The following is a 21,095-nucleotide window of genomic DNA, read 5'->3' on the forward strand; positions in this document are numbered from 1 at the left end:
GCTCAAACCCGCCCACAGACTAACGCGCGTTGCGGTTCAACCATTGCTCGGCGAGGGTACGGGCCTTTGCATCGGCCTCGAACACTGCACCTAAATCATCCACTGCCACAACGGGCTCAAGGCTCAAAACTTCCTCGATGATACTCGGGATCTGCGGGAAACGAATACGCCCGTCCAGAAACGCCGCCACAGCCACCTCGTTTGCCGCATTGAGCATTGCCGGCGCGCTGTTGCCCGCCTCTGCCGCTTGCCGCGCCAAACGCAGGCACGGGAAGCGTTGCTCGTCCGGCGCCTCGAAGTCCAGGCGCGCAACCGCGAACAGGTCCAACGGCGCAACACCCGAGTCAATCCGCTCCGGCCAAGCCAAAGCATTGGCGATCGGCGTGCGCATGTCCGGGTTACCCAACTGCGCCAACACCGAACCGTCCACATAGTCGACCAGGGAATGAATCACACTTTGCGGGTGGATCACCACTTCCACCTGATCGGGCCGAGCGTCGAACAACCAACACGCTTCGATCAACTCCAGGCCTTTGTTCATCATGCTCGCCGAGTCCACGGAAATCTTGCGCCCCATGGACCAGTTCGGGTGTGCACAGGCCTGATCAGGCGACACGTGCTCCAGATCAGCCAGTGGAGTTTGCCGGAACGGGCCACCGGATGCCGTAAGAAGAATCCGCCGCACACCCACCTGGCTCAAGCCGCGGGCAAAATCGCCGGGCATGCACTGGAAGATTGCGTTGTGCTCACTGTCGAGGGGCAGTAACACCGCGCCGCTCTTGCGTACCGCCTGCATAAAGAGCGTGCCGGACATCACCAGCGCTTCTTTATTGGCCAGCAGGATCTTCTTGCCGGCATCCACCGCTGCCAGGGTCGGGCGCAAACCCGCCGCGCCGACAATGGCAGCCACCACGGTATCCACCTCGGCATCCGCCGACACCTGGCACAAACCTTCCTCACCGACCAACACTTGCGTGGCCAGCCCGGCAGCCTGCAGTTGTTGCTGCAAGCCACGGGCTGCCGCCACTTCAGGCACTACGGCAAAGCGCGGCGTGTGACGCACGCACAGGGCCAGCAACTCGGCCAAACGCGTAAAGCCGGTCAAGGCAAACACCTGATAACGATCAGGGTGGCGAGCGATCACATCCAGGGTGCTCAGCCCGACCGAGCCGGTTGCACCCAGCACGGTCACCTGTTGCAAGCGGCTCACGAAGCCGTCATCCACAGCAGTACGGCAAAGATCGGAATCGCAGCGGTAAGGCTGTCGATACGATCCAGCACGCCGCCATGACCCGGCAGCAGGTTGCTGCTGTCCTTGATTCCGGCCTGGCGCTTGAACATGCTTTCAGTCAGGTCGCCCACCACCGAGATGAACACCACGACGGCCGTACCCAGCAGGGCCAGGAGTATTTCCTTCACCGACCAGTCGCGCACCACACCCACCACCAGCGTGATCAGCAAGGTCAACGCCAAGCCGCCGTAGACGCCTTCCCAGCTTTTGCCGGGGCTGACAGCCGGGGCCAGCTTGCGCTTGCCGAAGGCGCGGCCGGAGAAGTAGGCGCCAATATCCGCGCCCCACACCAGCACCATCACCGCCATGATCAACCAGTTGCCCATGGGCGCATTCTTGATTTCCACCAGGCCTTGCCAGGCGGGCAGCAAAATCAGCAAGCCAATCACCAATTTACTGGCGACACTGGACCAATGGCCGCTGGTGCGTGGAAAGGTCAGCACCAGGAAGGTCGCGAGCGCCCACCACAGCACTGCAGCGCCCAATACCCAAGGCACCACGATGCTCGACAGGGTATGCATCAGAAACAGCAACAGCGCCACGACAGCGGCGTAGACCACGCGCGGCAATTGCGCAGTAAAGCCCGCCAGACGCGCCCACTCCCAGGCACCCAGGGTCACGACCACGCCGATAAACAGCGCAAAGCCGGAACCGTCGAGCAGGAAGAACCCACACAAGGCAATCGGCAGCAGGATCAGTGCGGTGATGATTCGTTGTTTAAGCATTTAAACCCGGGCTCCAGCTTCGATCTGCTCGCTCGTTTTACCGAAGCGGCGCTGACGGGAAGCGAAATCGGCCAGCGCATTACGCATGGCATCGTGTTTGAAGTCCGGCCAGAACAGGTCGGAGAAGTACAGCTCGGTGTAGGCTAGCTGCCACAACAGGAAATTGCTGATGCGGTGCTCACCACCGGTGCGGATGCACAGGTCCGGCAACGGCAGGTCGCCGGTCACCAGGCAGGTTTGCAGCAGTTCAGGCGTGATGTCGTCGGGCCGCAGGTGCCCGGCCTGTACTTCGCGGGCCAGGCGCTGCGCGGCCTGGGCGATATCCCACTGGCCGCCATAGTTGGCCGCGATCTGCAGCACAAAGCGGTCGCTGCCGGCGGTGATGGCTTCAGCTTCGCGCATGGCCGCCTGCAACTCCGGATGAAACCGCGAGCGGTCACCGATGATACGCAGGCTGATGTTGTTGTCGTTGAGGCGCTTGGCCTCACGACGCAAAGCCTTGAAGAACAGGTCCATCAAGGCGCTGACTTCTTCGGCCGGCCGTTGCCAGTTCTCACTGGAGAAGGCAAACAAGGTCAACACTTCGACCTTGGCCTCGGCACACACCTCAATCACGGCGCGCACTGCATCGACACCCGCTTTATGCCCGGCGACACCCGGCATAAAGCGTTTCTTCGCCCAGCGATTATTCCCATCCATGATGATCGCGACATGGCGCGGCACCACAGAGGGCACAGTCTGCTTGGTCTTTTCCATGAAGGCGTCCTGACCCCTTATACGGCCATCAGGTCCTTTTCTTTCTCTTCCGTGGCCTTGGTGATCTGGGCCTCGGAATCTTTGGTCAGCTTTTCGATGTCGGCGACGGCGCGACGTTCTTCGTCTTCGCTGATTTCCTTGTCCTTGACCAGCTTCTTCAGGTCACCCAGCGCATCACGGCGGATATTACGCACCGCAACCCGCGCGTCTTCAGCCGCGCTGCGCGCCTGCTTGGTGAAGCCTTTACGGGTTTCCTCGGTCAGGGCCGGCATGGAGATCAGCAGCAACTCGCCCAGGTTGGTCGGGTTGAGGTTCAAGCCGGCGCTCTGGATGGCTTTGTCGACAGCGCCGAGCATGTTGCGCTCAAAAGCCACGACTTGCAGGGTGCGCGAGTCTTTTACGGTGATGTTGGCTACCTGGGTGATGGAGGTATCAGTACCGTAGTACGGCACCATCACACTGCCCAGAATGCTTGGGTGCGCCTTGCCGGTACGAATCTGACCAAACGCGTGGTTCAGAGACTCCAGGGATTTGTGCATACGCTCTTGAGCGTCTTTCTTGATTTCGTTGATCATTGTTGGCCTTCCTCGATCAGAGTCCCTTCCGCGCCGCCGTGTACGATATTCAGCAGGGCACCGGGCTTGTTCATGTTAAATACGCGCAGCGGCATCTTGTGGTCGCGGCACAGGCAAATAGCCGTCAGGTCCATCACACCCAGCTTGCGATCCAGCACTTCATCGTAGGTCAGATGATCGAACTTCTCGGCATGCGGGTCTTTGAATGGGTCGGCAGTGTAGACGCCATCCACCTTGGTGGCCTTGAGCACCACGTCGGCATCGATTTCGATGGCGCGCAGGCAAGCAGCCGAGTCCGTGGTGAAGAACGGGTTGCCGGTACCGGCAGCAAAGATCACCACTTCTTTGGCGTTCAGGTGACGCATGGCTTTGCGACGATCATAGTGATCAGTCACGCCAACCATGGAAATAGCCGACATCACGATGGCCGAGATATTGGCGCGCTCCAGGGCGTCGCGCATGGCCAGGGCGTTCATCACAGTGGCCAGCATGCCCATGTGGTCGCCAGTAACACGGTCCATACCGGCAGCGCTCAGTGCCGCGCCACGGAACAGGTTACCGCCGCCAATCACCAGGCCGACTTGTACGCCGATGCCGACCAGTTGGCCGACTTCGAGCGCCATGCGGTCGAGCACCTTGGGATCGATCCCGAACTCTTCCGAGCCCATCAGGGCCTCGCCGCTGAGCTTGAGTAGAATGCGTTTATAGCGAGCCTGATAACCACTGCCCTGCTGAGCCATTGCGAATCTCTCCTGCGGCGTATTTTTTAAAAATTCTTGGCGAGCCGTTTACGGCTTGCGTTCACTCTAGCTGGACGCTATCACAGCGCCATCGGAACACGGCTTTGTAAGCCAGTTCCGACAGGAAACCAAATAAAATTGGCCTTCCCATTTGAAAAGAGGCTGCGCGCGTGAGCGGGCAGCCTCTTTCGGCGACAGTTGAAAACTGTCTTATTGCTTGGCGGCAGCCAGCTGGGCAGCAACTTCTTCAGCGAAGTTGTCGACCGGCTTCTCGATGCCCTCGCCTACTTTGTAGTAGGTGAAGGAAACGATTTCAGCACCGGCTTTCTTGGCCAGTTCGCCAACCTTGATTTCAGGGTTCTTGACGAACGCCTGCTCAACCAGGCTCGCTTCAGCCAGGAACTTGCTGATACGGCCTTTGATCATGTTTTCAACGATGTTTTCCGGCTTGCCGGCGATCTTGTCAGCGTTGAGGCTCAGGAACACGGCTTTTTCGCGTTCGATTGCGTCAGCGGAGACTTCCGATGGCAGCAGGAATTCAGGGTTGCTGGCCGCTACGTGCATAGCGATGTCTTTTGCCAGCTCAACGTCGCCGCCTTTCAGGGCAACCACAACGCCGATTTTGTTGCCGTGCAGGTAACCACCAACCACATCACCTTCGATGCGAGCCAGGCGACGGATGTTGACGTTTTCGCCAACCTTGCCGACCAGTACCAGGCGATCAGCTTCTTGAGCTTCGATCAACGGCTCAACGGTAGTGAGCTTGTCGTCGAATGCCTTCTTGACGCTGGCAGCAACGAATGCCTTGAAGTCGTCCTGCAGGGCCAGGAAGTCGGTCTGGGAGTTCACTTCCAGCAGAACGGCAGCCTTGCCGTCTTCAACCAGAGCGATAGCGCCTTCAGCAGCAACGTTGCCTGCTTTCTTGGCAGCCTTGATGGCGCCGGAAGCACGCATGTCGTCGATGGCTTTTTCGATGTCGCCGCCAGCCTTGGTCAAGGCCTTTTTGCAATCCATCATGCCTTCGCCGGTACGCTCACGCAGTTCTTTAACCAACGCTGCAGTAATCTCTGCCATTTCAAAATCCTCTTGGATAGGTTTTCAACCATTCCACCCGATCAAACGGGCGATCAATTCTTCCCGAATCACCCTTGTAGGCCGCTGCACGTTACAGAAGTTGTAGCTGCGCTGCCGACAAATGGTTTTCGAGGTGGCAAAAAGGGGGCCAAGCCCCCTTTTTGCTTACTGAGTCAACGCCAGGGCGCTAATTACTCAGCGGCAGCTACCGGAGCTTCTTCAACGAACTGCTCGGTACCACCAGCAACGTGGTTGCGACCACGGATTACAGCGTCAGCCATCGAACCCATGTACAGCTGGATAGCGCGGATTGCGTCATCGTTGCCTGGGATGATGTAGTCAACGCCTTCCGGGCTGCTGTTGGTATCGACTACGCCGATAACCGGGATGCCCAGCTTGTTGGCTTCGGTGATCGCGATGCGCTCGTGATCAACGTCGATAACGAACAGTGCGTCAGGCAGACCGCCCATGTCCTTGATACCACCCAGGGAACGATCGAGCTTCTCAAGATCGCGAGTGCGCATCAGCGCTTCTTTCTTGGTCAGCTTGGCGAAAGTACCGTCTTCGGCTTGCACTTCAAGGTCACGCAGACGCTTGATGGAAGCACGGATGGTTTTGAAGTTGGTCAGCATGCCGCCCAACCAGCGGTGATCGACGTACGGCGAACCGCAACGTGCTGCTTCTTCAGCAACGATCTTGCCAGCGGAACGCTTGGTGCCGACGAACAGGATCTTGTTTTTGCCCTGGGCCAGACGCTCTACGAAAGTCAGAGCTTCGTTGAACATTGGCAGGGTTTTTTCAAGGTTGATAATGTGGATCTTGTTACGCGCGCCGAAAATGTATTTACCCATTTTCGGGTTCCAGTAACGGGTCTGGTGACCGAAGTGCACACCGGCCTTCAGCATATCGCGCATGTTGACTTGGGACATGATAGTTCCTTAATAAGTCGGGTTTGGCCTCCACGTATCCCAATGACCAACCAGCGGCATCAAGGCCTCCGGCACCCAGGTCATCGTGTCGACACGTGTGTGGATTTAAGCTTTGCGGGGTATCCCCGGAAAGCGGCGCATTTTATACCACACGAAGGACGAAAACGAAACCCGCAATCACATTTGCCGGCGACCGCGTTCGCGTAACCCCTTGAATAGAGCCAACATACCCCTACTCTATAGAGAGAAGCGATCATCAGAGGCTCATGATTTGACGCCAGCGTCTGTTAGAATCGCGTTTTTTGAGGCTTGTGCGAATTTCGTAACCATTTGTCGCACGCCCGTAAACCGTATTGATTTCAGCGCGCCGCGCTAGAGAGAGCCTGTATGACCGTTAGTTTGAAAACCGCCGAAGACATCGCCGGCATGCGCATTGCCGGCAAACTGGCTGCGGACGTGCTGGAAATGATTGCCGAGCATGTCAAGCCAGGCGTCACCACCGAAACCCTGAACCAGATCTGCCACGACTATATAGTCAACGTGCAGAAGGCCATCCCTGCCCCCCTGAACTACAAGGGTTTCCCCAAGTCGATCTGCACCTCGGTCAACCACGTGGTCTGCCACGGGATTCCAGGCGACAAGCCGTTAAAGGACGGCGACACCCTGAACATCGACGTTACCGTGATCAAGGACCGCTATTTCGGCGATACCAGCCGCATGTTCCACGTCGGCAATGTGCCGGTCTGGGCTGAGCGCCTGTCCCAGGTCACCCAGGAATGCATGTACAAGGCGATCGAGATCGTAAAACCTGGCTGCCGCCTGGGCGATATCGGTGAAGTGATCCAGAAGCACGCAGAAAAAAACGGCTTTTCGGTGGTGCGCGAATTCTGCGGCCACGGCATCGGCACCGTATTCCACGAAGAACCGCAGATTCTGCACTACGGCCGCGCTGGCACCGGCATGGAACTCAAGGCAGGCATGACCTTCACCATCGAGCCGATGATCAACCAGGGCAAGGCCGACACCAAGGTGCTGGGCGACGGCTGGACCGCTATCACCAAGGACCGCAAGCTCTCGGCCCAGTGGGAACACACCCTGCTCGTCACCGAAACCGGCTACGAGATCTTCACCCTGCGCGCAGACGACACGATCCCTCGCGTCTCGGCGTAATGGTTGCCTCGGTTTTCCAGCTACACCGTTGTGACTGACTCCATAGACAGATAGGAAAGCCGATCGATGCCCCAGGTGGATCCCGAACTCTTCGACCGTGGCCAGTTCCAGGCCGAACTGGCCCTGAAGGCAAGCCCCATCGCCGCCTTCAAGAAGGCTATCCGCCAGGCCCGCGAGGTGCTCGATGCGCGCTTTCGCAGCGGCCGCGACATTCGTCGGCTGATCGAGGACCGCGCCTGGTTCGTCGACAACATCCTGCAAAAGGCCTGGGAACAGTTCAGTTGGAGTGAAGACGCCGACATCGCCCTGGTGGCGGTCGGCGGCTATGGTCGCGGCGAGCTGCACCCTTACTCCGACATCGACCTGCTGATCCTGCTGGACAGTGCCGACCATGAGATCTTTCGCGATTCCATCGAACGTTTTCTGACGCTGTTGTGGGATATCGGCCTGGAAGTCGGCCAGAGTGTGCGTTCGGTGGACGAGTGCGCCGAAGAGGCGCGCGCCGACCTCACCGTGATCACCAACCTGATGGAAAGCCGCACCATCGCCGGTCCCGAACGCCTGCGCCAGCGCATGCTGGAGGTCACCAGCACCGCGCATATGTGGCCGAGCAAGGAGTTCTTCCTGGCCAAGCGTGCCGAGCAAAAAGCCCGGCACCACAAGTACAACGACACCGAATACAACCTGGAGCCCAACGTCAAAGGCTCACCGGGCGGGCTGCGCGACATCCAGACCATCCTGTGGGTAGCCCGTCGCCAATACGGCACCCTCAACCTGCGCGCCCTGGCCGGCGAAGGCTTTCTGGTCGAGAGCGAAAATGCCCTGCTGGCCTCGTCCCAGGAGTTCCTGTGGAAGGTGCGTTACGCCCTGCACATGCTCGCCGGGCGCTCCGAAGACCGCCTGCTGTTCGACCACCAGCGCTCCATCGCCACCCTGCTGGGGTTTGAAGGCGAGGACGCCAAAACCAGCATCGAAAGCTTCATGCAGCAGTATTACCGCGTGGTCATGAGCATTGCCCAGCTCAGCGACCTGATCATCCAGCACTTTGAAGAAGTGATTCTGGCCCCGGAGGACGAAGCCCCGCCGCTGCCGATCAACTCGCGCTTCCAACTGCACGACGGCTATATCGAGGCGCGCAACGACAATGTGTTCCGCCGCACGCCGTTCGCCATGCTGGAAATCTTCGTGCTGATGGCCCAGCAGCCGGAAATCAAAGGCGTGCGCGCCGATACCATCCGCCTGCTGCGGGAAAACCGTCACCTGATCGACGATGAATTTCGCAACGATATCCGCAACACCAGCCTGTTTATCGAACTGTTCAAGTGCAAGATCGGCATCCACCGCAACCTGCGGCGCATGAACCGTTACGGCATTCTCGGGCGCTACCTGCCGGAGTTCGGCTTTATCGTCGGGCAGATGCAACACGACCTGTTCCACATCTATACCGTGGACGCCCACACGCTCAATTTGATCAAACACCTGCGCAAGTTGCAGTACACCCAGGTGTCGGAGAAATTCCCGCTGGCCAGCAAGCTCATGGCCAAGTTGCCCAAGCCCGAACTGATCTACCTGGCCGGCCTGTACCACGATATCGGCAAAGGCCGGCATGGCGACCACTCCGAAGTGGGCGCGGTCGATGCCGAAGCCTTCTGCCAGCGCCACCAACTGCCGCTGTGGGACAGCCGCCTGATCGTCTGGCTGGTGCAGAACCACCTGGTGATGTCGACCACCGCCCAGCGCAAAGACTTGTCCGACCCGCAGGTGATTCATGACTTTGCCGGGATCGTCGGCGATGAAACCCGCCTCGACTACCTCTACGTGCTGACCGTCTCAGACATCAACGCCACCAACCCGACACTGTGGAACTCCTGGCGCGCCAGCCTGTTGCGCCAGCTCTACACCGAGACCAAGCGCGCGCTGCGCCGTGGCTTGGAAAACCCGGTAGACCGCGAAGAGCAGATCCGCCGCACCCAAAGCGCGGCCCTGGATATCCTCGTGCGCGGCGGTAACGACCCGGATGACGTTGAACAGCTATGGTCGCAACTGGGCGATGATTACTTCCTGCGCCACACCGCCGGCGACGTGGCCTGGCACAGTGACGCGATCCTGCAGCAGCCGGCCGACGGCGGGCCACTGGTGCTGATCAAGGAAACCACCCAGCGTGAATTCGAGGGCGGCACGCAGATCTTCATCTACGCGCCGGACCAGCACGACTTCTTCGCCGTGACCGTGGCCGCCATGGACCAGCTCAACCTGAACATCCATGACGCGCGGGTTATCACCTCCAGCAGCCAGTTCACCCTCGACACCTATATCGTGCTCGACACCGACGGCGACTCGATCGGCGACAACCCCGCACGCGTGAAAAAAATCCGTGAAGGCCTTACCGAGGCTTTGCGCAACCCGGACGACTACCCGACCATCATCCAGCGTCGGGTACCGCGCCAGCTCAAGCACTTTGCGTTTGCGCCCCAGGTGACCATTTCCAACGATGCCCAGCGCCCGGTCACAGTGCTGGAACTCAGCGCACCCGACCGCCCAGGCTTGCTGGCGCGCATCGGCGGGATCTTCCTGGAATTCGACCTGTCGTTGCAAAACGCCAAGATTGCGACCCTGGGAGAGCGCGTGGAAGACGTATTTTTCATTACCGACGCCGACAACCAACCGCTGTCCGACCCGCAGCTGTGCCTGCGCTTGCAGGAAGCCATCGTGCAGCAGTTGAGCGTGACCCAGGAACCGGGTGTCGAGCTGACCAGACTGACCATTTGATTTTTAACTTTGTGGACACGATTCATGTGGGAGCTGGCTTGCCTGCGATGCAGACACCTTGGTCTAACAGGCAGACCACAGTGATGCCATCGCAGGCAAGCCAGCTCCCACAGAGCCCGTGCTTACCGTAAGAGGCTTACATGAACAACGCCCTGAACCAGCTCCAGCCCTACCCGTTCGAGAAACTGCGCGCCCTGCTCGGCAGCGTCACGCCCAACCCGGACAAACGCCCGATTGCGCTGTCGATCGGTGAGCCGAAGCATAAATCCCCAGCCTTCGTAGCCAAGGCCCTGGCGGATAACCTCGACCAGATGGCGGTATACCCGACCACTCTGGGCATCCCGGCCCTGCGCGAGGCCATCGGTGCCTGGTGCGAGCGGCGCTTCAACGTGCCAACAGGTTGGCTGGACCCGGCGCGCAACATCCTGCCGGTCAACGGCACCCGCGAGGCGCTGTTTGCCTTCACCCAAACCGTGGTCAACCGCGCTGACGATGCACTGGTGGTCAGCCCCAACCCGTTCTATCAGATCTACGAAGGCGCTGCGTTCCTGGCCGGGGCCAAGCCGCATTACCTGGCGTGCCTGGACAGTAATGGTTTCAACCCGGACTTCGACGCCGTCTCGCCAGACATCTGGAAACGCTGCCAGATCCTGTTCCTGTGCTCACCCGGCAACCCGACCGGCGCGCTGATCCCGGTCGAGACCCTGAAAAAGCTCATCGCCCTGGCCGACGAATATGACTTCGTGATCGCGGCCGACGAGTGCTACAGCGAGCTGTACTTCGACGAACAGACCCCGCCGCCAGGCCTGCTCAGCGCCTGCGTGGAACTGGGCCGCCGGGATTTCAAACGTTGCGTGGTGTTCCACAGCCTGTCCAAGCGCTCCAACCTGCCGGGCCTGCGCTCGGGTTTCGTGGCTGGCGATGCCGATATCCTCAAGGCCTTCCTGCTGTACCGCACCTATCACGGTTGCGCGATGCCGGTGCAAACCCAGCGGGCGAGCATTGCTGCCTGGCAGGATGAAGCTCACGTATTGGCCAACCGTGACATGTATCGGGAGAAATTCGACGCCGTGCTGGCGATTCTCAAGCCAGTGCTGGATGTACAAGCCCCAGACGGCGGCTTCTATCTGTGGCCGAATGTGAAGGGCGACGATGCCGCGTTCTGTCGTGACTTGTTTGTGGAAGAACACGTGACCGTAGTGCCGGGTTCGTACCTGTCGCGCGAAGTCGACGGCTTCAACCCGGGTGCCGGGCGCGTGCGCCTGGCGCTGGTGGCGCCGTTGGCGGAGTGTGTGGAAGCGGCAGAACGCATTCGCGACTTCATAAGCCGTCGCTAAACATCCCTGCGCTGCCCGCACTGTAAATAAAGTGCGGGCAGCGCCATATGATCGACACTGCGCTGCATAAGTAGCCATTTGCGTAAAAAAGATAATCGGTGGAATCTTATCAGCCACACGTACCACTCAATGTTCATTAACGTTTTGAACAATGTGGACATGGCACGATGACAAACCTGAGCACAGCAACGCTTGGTTTCACCCCCACACGCACTCACGACAGTGATATATATCAAGCGCCCCCGGATAAATCCCACTCAAGAAAAACTCGCGCTGTTTCAGCACCCGACAAATACTGGCCGCAAAATTCCACGCTGAAGATTGCTGTCTATGATGCCGACGAAGAAGCGCTGGAGCACATAAAAAAGGCTGCGAATCTTTGGTTGGTGCATATCAACCTGACCTTTGAATTTGTTCCAGGGGAAGAGGGCGATATACGCATCGCACTGGACTATGGGGAGACTCACTCAGGCAGCTCTGCAATTGGAACCGACGCGCAAAAGGTGCCCCTCTACCTACCGACCATGGTGTTGCCAAACCCTTACGACAACCCAAGATTCGAAGCCGTTGCAGCCCATGAGTTCGGGCATGCCCTTGGGTTGCATCACGAACATAAACACCCCAATAGAACGATTGATTTTAATACGCCGGTCATCTACAGACACTTTAGAGGCCATGGATCGAATGAAGCCATCTATAAAGACATTCTCCAACCCCTTGATGAAAAAAACGTCGCTGCCTCCGAATACGATAATAAATCAATCATGCATTACGGCTTCAGCAGTGACGCGCTATGGAAGCAGCCGGCAATCCCTTGGCCCACCCGATTGACAAAACTGGATAAGTCTCACATCGCCTCGCAGTACCCCAAACCTTAAGGTACTGCGGTGCACACAACTACTTCATCACCCCCAGATTCGCCTCACTCATATCCAGATCCGCCAATACTTCGCGCAACACGTCATCACCTATCTGGTGATGACGGCTCAGGCTGTACAACTCCAACCGCTGAGCCCGCAGGGCCTTTAGGCGTAACTTGCGCTCAAGCAAGTCCATCTGGTGCGCCAGCGCCTGGGCTTCGGCCGAATCGTTGAATACTTCCAACTGATGACGGTATTCCGACATCAGCCGCGCCTTTAGCTCGGTCGCGAGTGCTGCCTGGGCGGCGTCTGGGGTTTCGGTTTCGCCAGGCTCGTCCGCTTCCAGCGCGTGGATGGCGGCTACAGCGGTTTTTTTCCACGCCTCACGCACTTCGTTATGGCGCTTTTCATCGGGGCTCTGCTCGATGCCACGCAATAGCAGCGGCAACGCGATGCAGGCGGCCACCAGCGACAGCAGGATCACGCCGGCGGCGATAAAGATCAGCAGGTCGCGCTCGGGAAAATCCTGGCCCGGCGCCAGCAGCAATGGCACCGACATCACACCCGCCAACGTCACCGCACCGCGCACGCCGCCCACGGTCAACAGCCAGCAGGAACGGGCCGTCGGTACCAGTGTGAGCTCACTTTTCCCACGCAAGCGCCGGAGCAATCCTGATAGGCGCCAGATGCTTTGCACCCAGATAAACCGCAACACCACCAACACCAGGAAAATCGCGACCACATCCAGGCAGCGATACAGCAAGGTTGGCCACAGTGTCGGCTCATGGCTGACCACGGCCTTGATGATGTCGGGCAGTTGCAGGCCCAGCAGCAGGAAGATCAGGCCATTAAACGCAAACTCCAGCAGCGACCACACACTGCGGTTGAGCAAACGCGTACTGGTCTGGCGTGGCAGCAAGTCGAGCCAGCTTTGCATCATGCCCGCCGCCACCGCCGACAGAATCCCCGATGCGCCCAGGCGCTCGGCCAGCACGTAGGCTGCGAACGGCAGCAACAACATAAACACCACGTGGGTGGCCGGGTCGTCCCAGCCCCGCGCGATCATCCACGCGCGTAAACGGCCGACCAGCCAACTCAGCGCCACGCCAACGGCCAGGCCGCCTACCGCCACCAGCACAAAAGTGAGGCTGGCATCCGCCAGGGAAAATACACCGGTCAACGCGGCAGCCAGGGCGAACTTGAAAGTCACCAGACCCGAGGCATCATTCATCAATGCCTCGCCTTGCAGCATATGCATCAAAGGTTTTGGCAGGCGATTTTGGGAAATGGCCGACACCGCCACGGCGTCAGTCGGGGACAATACCGCCGCCAGGGCGAAGGCCACCGGCAATGGGATCGTAGGCAATATCCAATGAATGAAGTAACCGGCGCCCACCACGGTAAATAGCACCAGCCCCACCGCCAGCGTAAGGATCGGGCCTCTGAGCCGCCACAATTCGCGCTTGGGCATGCGCCAGCCATCGGAGAACAGCAACGGCGGCAGGAACAGAAACAGGAACAGCTCCGGGTCCAGTGCTACGTGCAGCCCCAGCGTCGGCCAGGCCAGCAAGGCCCCGGCGGCAATCTGCACCAAAGGCAGCGGCAGGGGAATAATGCGCCCGACAAGGCGCGAAACGCTGACCAGCATCAGCAGGATAAGAACGGTGTAGGCGGTTTGCATAACGCGGTTTTCCCGGACAATCGACTTGCTATGACACCGATCAGGCAACAACTGGCCGTTGAAGTGCCATATTAACCGGCTATGTTACCCGCATGGCTGCGCAACGGCTTTTGCACATAGGTCGCACTGAATCATCGGCAAGTATGACGAGCGGCACCCAAACCCGCTGGTCGTGGCATAATCCGTGACCTTTAACTTTCATACGTCCAAAGGGGGCAATTCCTTGACCGCTTCAAGCAAAACCTTGCACCTTTTCGGCATCAAAGCCTGCGACACCATGAAAAAGGCGCGCACCTGGCTCGATGAGCACGCTGTGAGCTATGAGTTCCACGACTACAAAACGGCCGGTATCGACCGCGAACACTTGACCCAATGGTGCAATGAGCACGGTTGGCAGGTGGTTTTGAACCGTGCGGGCACCACCTTTCGCAAACTCGAAGACGAACGCAAAGCCGATCTCGATCAGTCGAAAGCCATTGAATTGATGCTCGCACAACCCTCGATGATCAAGCGCCCGGTGCTCGATCTCGGTGACAGAACCCTGATTGGCTTCAAGCCAGATAGTTATTCGGCGGCCCTCAAGTAGGCCAGCCTTCCATTTTTGTAGAGGTAACAGCATGTCCAATTCCCTGTTCAGCCTGGGCTTCGGCGTCGGCACTCAGAACCGCCAAGGTGCTTGGCTGGAAGTGTTTTACGCACAACCGCTGCTCAACCCGTCGACCGAGATCGTTGCCGCCATCGCGCCGATCCTCGGTTACACCGAAGGCAACCAGGCTATTACCTTCACCGTGAGCCAGGCGCTGCAACTGGCTGACGCGCTCAAAGGTGTCGACACGGCCCAGGCCGCACTGCTCAGCCGTCTGGCCGAAAGCCACACCCCATTGGTCGCGACCCTGTTGGCCGAAGACGCCGCACTGACCTCCACGCCTGAGGCCTACCTCAAGCTGCACCTGCTGTCCCACCGCCTGGTCAAGCCCCACGGCCTGAGCCTGGCCGGTGTGTTCCCGCAGTTGCCGAACGTGGCGTGGACCAGCCAGGGCGCAATCGACATCAACGAACTGGCCGAACGCCAACTGGAAGCACGCCTGCGTGGCGAGCTGCTGGAAGTGTTCTCGGTGGACAAGTTCCCGAAAATGACTGACTACGTTGTGCCAGCCGGCGTGCGTATCGCTGATGCCGCGCGCATCCGCCTGGGTGCCTACGTGGGTGAAGGCACCACGGTGATGCACGAAGGTTTCGTCAACTTCAACGGCGGCACCGAAGGCCCGGGCATGGTCGAAGGCCGTGTATCGGCAGGCGTGTTCGTCGGCAAGGGTTCGGACCTGGGCGGCGGTTGCTCCACCATGGGCACCCTGTCGGGTGGCGGCAACATCGTGATCAAGGTGGGCGAAGGCTGCCTGATCGGTGCCAACGCCGGTATCGGTATCCCGTTGGGCGACCGCAATACCGTGGAATCGGGCCTGTACGTGACGGCCGGCACCAAGGTTGCCCTGCTCGACGAGCACAACCAACTGGTCAAAGTGGTCAAGGCGCGCGAACTGGCCGGCCAGCCGGACCTGCTGTTCCGTCGCAATTCCCAGACCGGTGCCGTGGAGTGCAAAACCCACAAATCGGCGATCGAACTGAACGAAGCGCTGCACGCTCACAACTAAGCAGCCACTCGATGCCACTAGCGGGCCCCAAACCTGGGGCTCGCTTATACGAGTCTTAAGACCATGCTTGTGCCCTCCCCCTGGCGCGCCGATTTCCCGGCCATCGCCACCCTGCAACGGCAAGACCAGACCTACCTGGACAACGCCGCCACCACGCAAAAACCCCAAGCCCTGTTGGATGCCATCAGCCATTACTACGCCAATGGCGCAGCCAATGTGCACCGAGCCCAGCATTTGCCGGGAGCCCATGCGACCCAGGCGTTTGAAGACAGTCGCAGCAAGGTCGCGCAGTGGTTGAACGCAGGTGACAGCGGGCAAATCGTGTTTACCCACGGCGCGACGTCTGCGCTGAACCTCTTGGCCTATGGCCTTGAGCACTTATTCAATGCGGGTGATGAAATTGTCATCAGCGCCCTGGAACACCACGCCAACCTGCTGCCCTGGCAGCAACTGGCCAAACGTCGCGCGCTCACGCTGGTGGTCTTGCCCCTTGGCGATGATGGCCTGATTAACCTGCAAGCCGCCGCCGAATTGATCGGCCCGCGCACGCGCTTGCTGGCAGTGAGCCAGCTATCCAACGTGCTCGGCACCTGGCAACCCCTGGAGGCCTTGCTGGCTATGGCCAAGGCTCACGGCGCCTTGACCGTGGTCGATGGTGCCCAAGGCATTGTCCATGGTCGCCACGACGTACAGGCGCTGGGTTGCGACTTCTATCTATTCTCCAGCCATAAGCTCTACGGCCCGGACGGCGTCGGCGTGCTGTATGGCCGTAATGAAGCGCTGCATCACCTGCGCCACTGGCAGTTCGGCGGCGAGATGGTGCAGCAGGCCGAGTATCAAAGTGCGAGCTTTCGCCCTGCCCCACTGGGTTTCGAGGCGGGCACGCCGCCGATTGCGAGTGTGATCGGCCTGGGCGCCACGCTGGATTACCTGAATTCACTGGACCCGCTGGCCGTGGTCGCGCATGAAGCGGCCCTGCATGACTACCTGCTGCGCGGGCTGAAAGCGCGCAATGGCGTGCGCGTACTCGGCTCCCCACAGGTGGCACTCGCCAGTTTCGTGGTGGAGGGCGTGCACAACGCCGACCTGGCTCACTTGCTCACCGAGCAAGGCATTGCCGTGCGGGCCGGCCACCACTGCGCAATGCCGTTGCTCAAAGGCATGCACTTGTCCGGAGCGATCCGTGTGTCCCTGGCGCTGTACAACGACTCCGATGACCTGGAGCGCTTTTTTGAAGCGCTGGATCAGGCGCTGGATATGTTGCGATGAGCCTGCCAGTGGATGCCGTCAGTGCACTTGAGTCGTTTCAGGCAGTAGGCAGTTGGGAGCAGCGCGCCCGCATGCTCATGCAATGGGGCGAGCGACTGCCGGCGCTGGCGGATGACGAGAAGGTCGAGGCCAACCTCGTGCAGGGCTGTGAAAGCCTGGTGTGGCTGGTCGGCCGTTTGCGCGATGGTCATTGGCAATTTTCCGCCAGCAGCGACGCGCGCATGATTCGTGGGTTGGTGGCGTTGCTGCTGGCACGGGTCAATGGGTTGTCGGCAAGTGAGTTGCAGGCCGTTGACCTGCCGGACTGGTTTGCTCAACTGGGGCTTTCCCGGCAGCTGTCGCCGTCGCGCAGTAACGGCTTGAATGCGGTACTGCAGCGCATGCGCGAATTAAGCCGTACACAACACTAAATGTGCGGGCTTGTGTGGGAGCTGGCTTGCCTGCGATGCAGGCACCTCGGTCTATCAGTCAGACTGCGGTGAAGCTATCGCAGGCAAGCCAGCTCCCACATTTAGATTTGTGCAGGACAGCTAGATCTGGGTAGGTTTAACCCGCTCCGACGGCCTGCGCCCCCCCGCCACAATCTTGTCCACCGCCTTGGTCGCCGCCACCATGCCGAACGTGGCCGTGACCATCATCACCGCGCCAAACCCACCGGCGCAGTCCAGCTTCACGCCGTCACCGACGAAACTCTTCTGCAAACAAATGCTGCCGTCCGGCTTGGGATAGCGCAGTTGTTCGGTAGAGAACACACACGGCACGCTGTAATGGCGGGTCACGGTGCGCGAAAAGCCGTAGTCGCGGCGTAGCGTGGAGCGCACTTTCGAGGCCAGTGGGTCGTTGAAAGTGCGGTTCAAGTCGCAGACCTGGATCAGCGTCGGGTCGATCTGCCCGCCGGCGCCGCCGGTGGTGATGATCTGGATCTTGCGGCGCTTGCACCAGGCGATCAGTGCGGCCTTGGCGTTGACCGCGTCGATGCAGTCGATCACGCAATCGATATTCGGCGTGATGTACTCGGCCATGGTGTCGCGCGTGACGAAGTCCGCCACCGCGTGCACCGTGCAGTCCGGGTTGATGGCGCGCAGGCGTTCGGCCATCACTTCGACCTTGGGCTTGCCCACGGTGCTGTCCAGGGCGTGCAACTGACGGTTGCTGTTGCTGACGCAGACATCGTCCAGGTCAAACAGCGAGATCTCGCCCACGCCGCAACGGGCCATGGCTTCCGCCGCCCAGGAGCCCACGCCGCCAACGCCGACGATCGCCACATGGGCCGCTTTCAAGCGTTCCATGCCTTCAATGCCATACAAGCGGGCGACGCCTGCAAACCGTGGATCTTCTGTGCTCATGACCATTACCCCAAAAACCGGCGCGCATTATGGACTACGCAGCGACAAGTTCGAAGCTTCCAGCTACAAGTAAAGAACTTAGAAGGTCTTTCGCTGACTAACGTCCGGCTTTTCTCTGTCTGCTGTACGCTCAGTTGAAGGCCGGTGTAGGATGCGCGCCGTTCGGCGTAGGCCGACACCTCTTTTCGTTCCACACCCTTTGGAACCCGAAATAGCCATGTCATCGCGTAAATTTGGACTCAACCTGGTGGTAGTGCTGGCAATTGCCGCGCTGTTTACCGGCTTCTGGGCGCTGATCAACCGCCCGGTCACCACCCCTAACTGGCCTGAACAGATCTCCGGGTTCTCCTACTCGCCGTTCCAACAAGGCCAGTTCCCGCAGAAAGACCAGTACCCCACTGACGACCAGATGCGCCAGGACCTGGCGATCATGAGCAAGTTGACGGACAACATCCGTACTTACTCGGTGGACGGCACGTTGGGCGATATCCCCAAACTGGCCGAAGAGTTCGGCCTGCGCGTGACCCTGGGGATCTGGATCAGCCCGGACCTGGAACGCAACGAGCGTGAAATCCAGCGCGCCATCGAAATCGCCAACACCTCGCGCAGCGTTGTGCGCGTGGTGGTCGGTAACGAGGCGTTGTTCCGTGAGGAAATCACCCCAGAGGCGCTGATCGTGCTGCTGGACCGGGTGCGCGCCGCCGTGAAAGTGCCGGTGACCACCTCCGAACAATGGCACATCTGGGAAAAGAACCCACAACTGGCCAAGCACGTCGACCTGATCGCCGCGCATATCCTGCCGTTCTGGGAGTTCATCCCCATGGACAAGGCCGGCCAGTACGTCCTCGACCGTGCCCGCGACCTGAAAAAGCTGTTCCCGAAAAAACCGCTGCTGCTCTCGGAAGTGGGCTGGCCGAGCAACGGCCGGATGCGCGGTGGCAATGAAAGCTCGCCGGCCGACCAGGCGATTTACCTGCGCACGCTGGTCAACAAGCTCAACCGCCAGGGTTACAACTACTTCGTGATCGAGGCATTCGATCAGCCGTGGAAAGTCAGTGACGAAGGTTCGGCGGGTGCCTATTGGGGCGTTTATAACGCTGCGCGCCAGCAGAAATTCAACTTTGAAGGCCCGGTCGTCGCCATCCCGCAATGGCGCGTGCTGGCCATCGGCTCGGTGGTACTGGCACTGCTGTCGCTGACCCTGCTGATGATCGACGGCTCGGCCCTGCGCCAGCGTGGCCGTACCTTCCTGACCTTTATCGCCTTCCTCTGTGGTTCGGTATTGGTGTGGATCGGCTACGACTACAGCCAGCAATACAGCACCTGGTTCAGTGTGACGGTTGGCATCTTGCTGGCCCTCGGTGCGCTGGGCGTGTTTATCGTGTTGCTCACCGAAGCCCACGAACTGGCGGAAGCGGTGTGGACCCACAAGCGCCGGCGTGAATTCCTGCCGGTGGAAGGCGATTCGGACTACCGCCCGAAAGTCTCGATCCATGTGCCGTGCTACAACGAGCCGCCGGAGATGGTCAAACAGACCCTCGACGCCCTGGCCGCCCTCGATTACCCGGACTTCGAAGTCCTGATCATCGATAACAACACCAAGGACCCGGCCGTGTGGGAGCCGGTGCGCGACTACTGCGAAACCCTCGGCCCGCGCTTCAAGTTCTTCCACGTCTCGCCCCTGGCCGGTTTCAAGGGCGGCGCGCTGAACTACCTGATTCCGCACACCGCCAAGGATGCCGAAGTGATCGCGGTGATCGACTCGGACTACTGCGTGTCGCCCAACTGGCTCAAGCACATGGTGCCGCACTTCGCCGACCCGAAAATCGCCGTGGTGCAGTCGCCGCAGGACTACCGCGACCAGAACGAAAGCACCTTCAAGAAGCTCTGCTACGCCGAATACAAAGGCTTCTTCCATATCGGCATGGTCACCCGCAACGACCGCGACGCGATCATCCAGCACGGCACCATGACCATGACCCGTCGCTCGGTGCTCGAGGAACTCGGCTGGGCCGACTGGTGCATCTGTGAAGACGCCGAACTTGGCCTGCGGGTATTCGAAAAAGGCCTGTCGGCGGCGTATTACCACGACAGTTACGGCAAGGGCTTGATGCCGGATACCTTTATCGACTTCAAGAAGCAGCGTTTCCGCTGGGCCTACGGCGCGATTCAGATCATCAAGCGCCACACCGCCAGCCTGTTGCGCGGCAAGGGCACCGAGCTGACCCGTGGCCAGCGTTACCACTTCCTCGCGGGCTGGTTGCCGTGGGTGGCGGATGGCATGAACATCTTCTTCACCGTCGGCGCCCTGTTGTGGTCGGCGGCGATGATCATCGTGCCGACCCGTGTTGACCCGCCGCTGCTGATTTTCGCGATCCCGCCGTTGGCGTTGTTTGTGTTCAAGGTCGGCAAGATCATCTTCCTCTACCGCCGTGCGGTGGGAGTGAACTTGAAAGATGCGTTCTGCGCGGCGCTGGCCGGGCTGGCGTTGTCACACACCATCGCCAAGGCGGTGCTGTATGGCTTCTTCACCACCAGTATTCCGTTCTTTCGCACACCGAAAAACGCCGATAACCACGGCTTCTGGGTAGCCATTTCCGAAGCCCGCGAAGAGATGTTCATCATGTTGCTGTTGTGGGGCGCCGCACTGGGGATTTACCTGGTGCAGGGCCTGCCGAGCAATGACATACGCTTCTGGGTGGTGATGCTGCTGGTGCAATCGCTGCCGTATGTGGCGGCGCTGATCATGGCGTTCCTGTCATCGCTGCCAAAACCTGCACCTAAGGTTGAGCCGGCACCCGCTGAGTAAAAACTTGCGCAATGCACTAAACGGCGGCCTCTGGCCGCCGTTTTGCTATAAGATAACGGCCGTTTTGTTGGATCAGCCAGGCGCCGATTGCTTTATGTGGGAGCGGGCTTGC

General features: G+C 59.8%; 18 protein-coding genes. 9 read left to right on the forward strand and 9 right to left on the reverse strand.

What is annotated here, in order from left to right; genetic code table 11:
- Positions 1-19: 19 nt before the first annotated feature.
- From ispC to rpsB, 7 genes are all read right to left on the reverse strand, one after another.
- Positions 20-1,210, reverse strand: coding sequence for a 1-deoxy-D-xylulose-5-phosphate reductoisomerase (ispC, locus tag QF043_RS22220; RefSeq protein WP_307420197.1), 1,191 nt, complete (start codon positions 1,208-1,210; stop codon positions 20-22).
- The gene (locus QF043_RS22225; RefSeq protein ID WP_056857536.1) at positions 1,207-2,016 is read right to left on the reverse strand and encodes a phosphatidate cytidylyltransferase; all 810 of its coding nucleotides are present in this window, start codon (positions 2,014-2,016) and stop codon (positions 1,207-1,209) included. The genes ispC and QF043_RS22225 overlap by 4 nt, the downstream gene beginning before the upstream one ends.
- Positions 2,017-2,772, reverse strand: coding sequence for a polyprenyl diphosphate synthase (gene uppS, locus QF043_RS22230; RefSeq protein WP_056857537.1), 756 nt, complete (start codon positions 2,770-2,772; stop codon positions 2,017-2,019).
- Positions 2,773-2,789: 17 nt separating this feature from the next.
- The gene (gene frr / locus QF043_RS22235; RefSeq protein ID WP_307420198.1) at positions 2,790-3,347 is read right to left on the reverse strand and encodes a ribosome recycling factor; all 558 of its coding nucleotides are present in this window, start codon (positions 3,345-3,347) and stop codon (positions 2,790-2,792) included.
- The gene (pyrH, locus tag QF043_RS22240; protein ID WP_003172271.1) at positions 3,344-4,087 is read right to left on the reverse strand and encodes a UMP kinase; all 744 of its coding nucleotides are present in this window, start codon (positions 4,085-4,087) and stop codon (positions 3,344-3,346) included. The genes frr and pyrH overlap by 4 nt, the downstream gene beginning before the upstream one ends.
- Positions 4,088-4,297: 210 nt before the next feature.
- Positions 4,298-5,161, reverse strand: coding sequence for a translation elongation factor Ts (gene tsf / locus QF043_RS22245; RefSeq protein WP_053254736.1), 864 nt, complete (start codon positions 5,159-5,161; stop codon positions 4,298-4,300).
- Positions 5,162-5,352: 191 nt separating this feature from the next.
- Positions 5,353-6,090 (reverse strand): 30S ribosomal protein S2, encoded by a 738-nt coding sequence (gene rpsB / locus QF043_RS22250; RefSeq protein ID WP_003219330.1) that lies wholly within the window; start codon positions 6,088-6,090, stop codon positions 5,353-5,355.
- A gap of 387 nt (positions 6,091-6,477) precedes the next feature.
- Here rpsB and map point away from each other — a divergent pair, with 387 nt between their 5' ends.
- The 4 genes from map to QF043_RS22270 all read left to right on the forward strand — a co-directional run bounded on the left by map (position 6,478) and on the right by QF043_RS22270 (position 12,244).
- Positions 6,478-7,260 carry a type I methionyl aminopeptidase gene (gene map, locus QF043_RS22255; RefSeq protein WP_032877377.1) on the forward strand — a complete coding sequence of 261 codons (783 nt, stop codon included), beginning with the start codon at positions 6,478-6,480 and terminating at the stop codon, positions 7,258-7,260.
- Between the two features lie 66 nt (positions 7,261-7,326).
- Positions 7,327-10,029, forward strand: a complete 2,703-nt coding sequence (locus tag QF043_RS22260) for a [protein-PII] uridylyltransferase (protein ID WP_065928974.1) — start codon at positions 7,327-7,329, stop codon at positions 10,027-10,029.
- A 140-nt stretch (positions 10,030-10,169) separates the two neighbouring features.
- Positions 10,170-11,366, forward strand: coding sequence for a succinyldiaminopimelate transaminase (gene dapC, locus QF043_RS22265; RefSeq protein ID WP_307420200.1), 1,197 nt, complete (start codon positions 10,170-10,172; stop codon positions 11,364-11,366).
- 167 nt (positions 11,367-11,533) lie between these two features.
- Positions 11,534-12,244 carry a M12 family metallopeptidase gene (locus QF043_RS22270; RefSeq protein ID WP_307420201.1) on the forward strand — a complete coding sequence of 237 codons (711 nt, stop codon included), beginning with the start codon at positions 11,534-11,536 and terminating at the stop codon, positions 12,242-12,244.
- Between the two features lie 19 nt (positions 12,245-12,263).
- On the opposite strand, the gene QF043_RS22275 is transcribed toward QF043_RS22270, so the two are convergent.
- Positions 12,264-13,907 carry a Na+/H+ antiporter gene (locus tag QF043_RS22275; protein WP_307420202.1) on the reverse strand — a complete coding sequence of 548 codons (1,644 nt, stop codon included), beginning with the start codon at positions 13,905-13,907 and terminating at the stop codon, positions 12,264-12,266.
- Between the two features lie 277 nt (positions 13,908-14,184).
- Between QF043_RS22275 and QF043_RS22280 the strand changes: the two genes are divergently transcribed.
- The 4 genes from QF043_RS22280 (at position 14,185) to QF043_RS22295 (ending at position 17,238) form a co-directional block, all read left to right on the forward strand.
- Positions 14,185-14,493, forward strand: a complete 309-nt coding sequence (locus QF043_RS22280) for an arsenate reductase (protein ID WP_231982825.1) — start codon at positions 14,185-14,187, stop codon at positions 14,491-14,493.
- 31 nt (positions 14,494-14,524) lie between these two features.
- Positions 14,525-15,559: a 2,3,4,5-tetrahydropyridine-2,6-dicarboxylate N-succinyltransferase gene (gene dapD / locus QF043_RS22285; RefSeq protein WP_307420203.1), complete on the forward strand. Its 1,035-nt coding sequence runs from the start codon at positions 14,525-14,527 to the stop codon at positions 15,557-15,559.
- A gap of 63 nt (positions 15,560-15,622) precedes the next feature.
- Positions 15,623-16,828 (forward strand): aminotransferase class V-fold PLP-dependent enzyme, encoded by a 1,206-nt coding sequence (locus QF043_RS22290; RefSeq protein ID WP_307420204.1) that lies wholly within the window; start codon positions 15,623-15,625, stop codon positions 16,826-16,828.
- Entirely contained in the window at positions 16,825-17,238 is a 414-nt protein-coding gene (locus QF043_RS22295) for a SufE family protein (RefSeq protein ID WP_307420205.1), read from the forward strand. Before QF043_RS22290 ends, QF043_RS22295 begins: the two co-directional genes overlap by 4 nt.
- Positions 17,239-17,358: 120 nt before the next feature.
- On the opposite strand, the gene tcdA is transcribed toward QF043_RS22295, so the two are convergent.
- Positions 17,359-18,174, reverse strand: a complete 816-nt coding sequence (tcdA, locus tag QF043_RS22300; protein ID WP_373460721.1) for a tRNA cyclic N6-threonylcarbamoyladenosine(37) synthase TcdA — start codon at positions 18,172-18,174, stop codon at positions 17,359-17,361.
- A gap of 217 nt (positions 18,175-18,391) precedes the next feature.
- Here tcdA and QF043_RS22305 point away from each other — a divergent pair, with 217 nt between their 5' ends.
- A complete protein-coding gene (locus QF043_RS22305; protein WP_307420207.1) occupies positions 18,392-20,983 on the forward strand; it encodes a glycosyltransferase in 2,592 nt (863 codons plus the stop codon).
- The last annotated feature ends 112 nt before the right edge of the window (positions 20,984-21,095 follow it).

The organism is Pseudomonas sp. W3I7 (genome assembly GCF_030816095.1).
Taxonomy (GTDB): domain Bacteria; phylum Pseudomonadota; class Gammaproteobacteria; order Pseudomonadales; family Pseudomonadaceae; genus Aquipseudomonas; species Aquipseudomonas salomonii.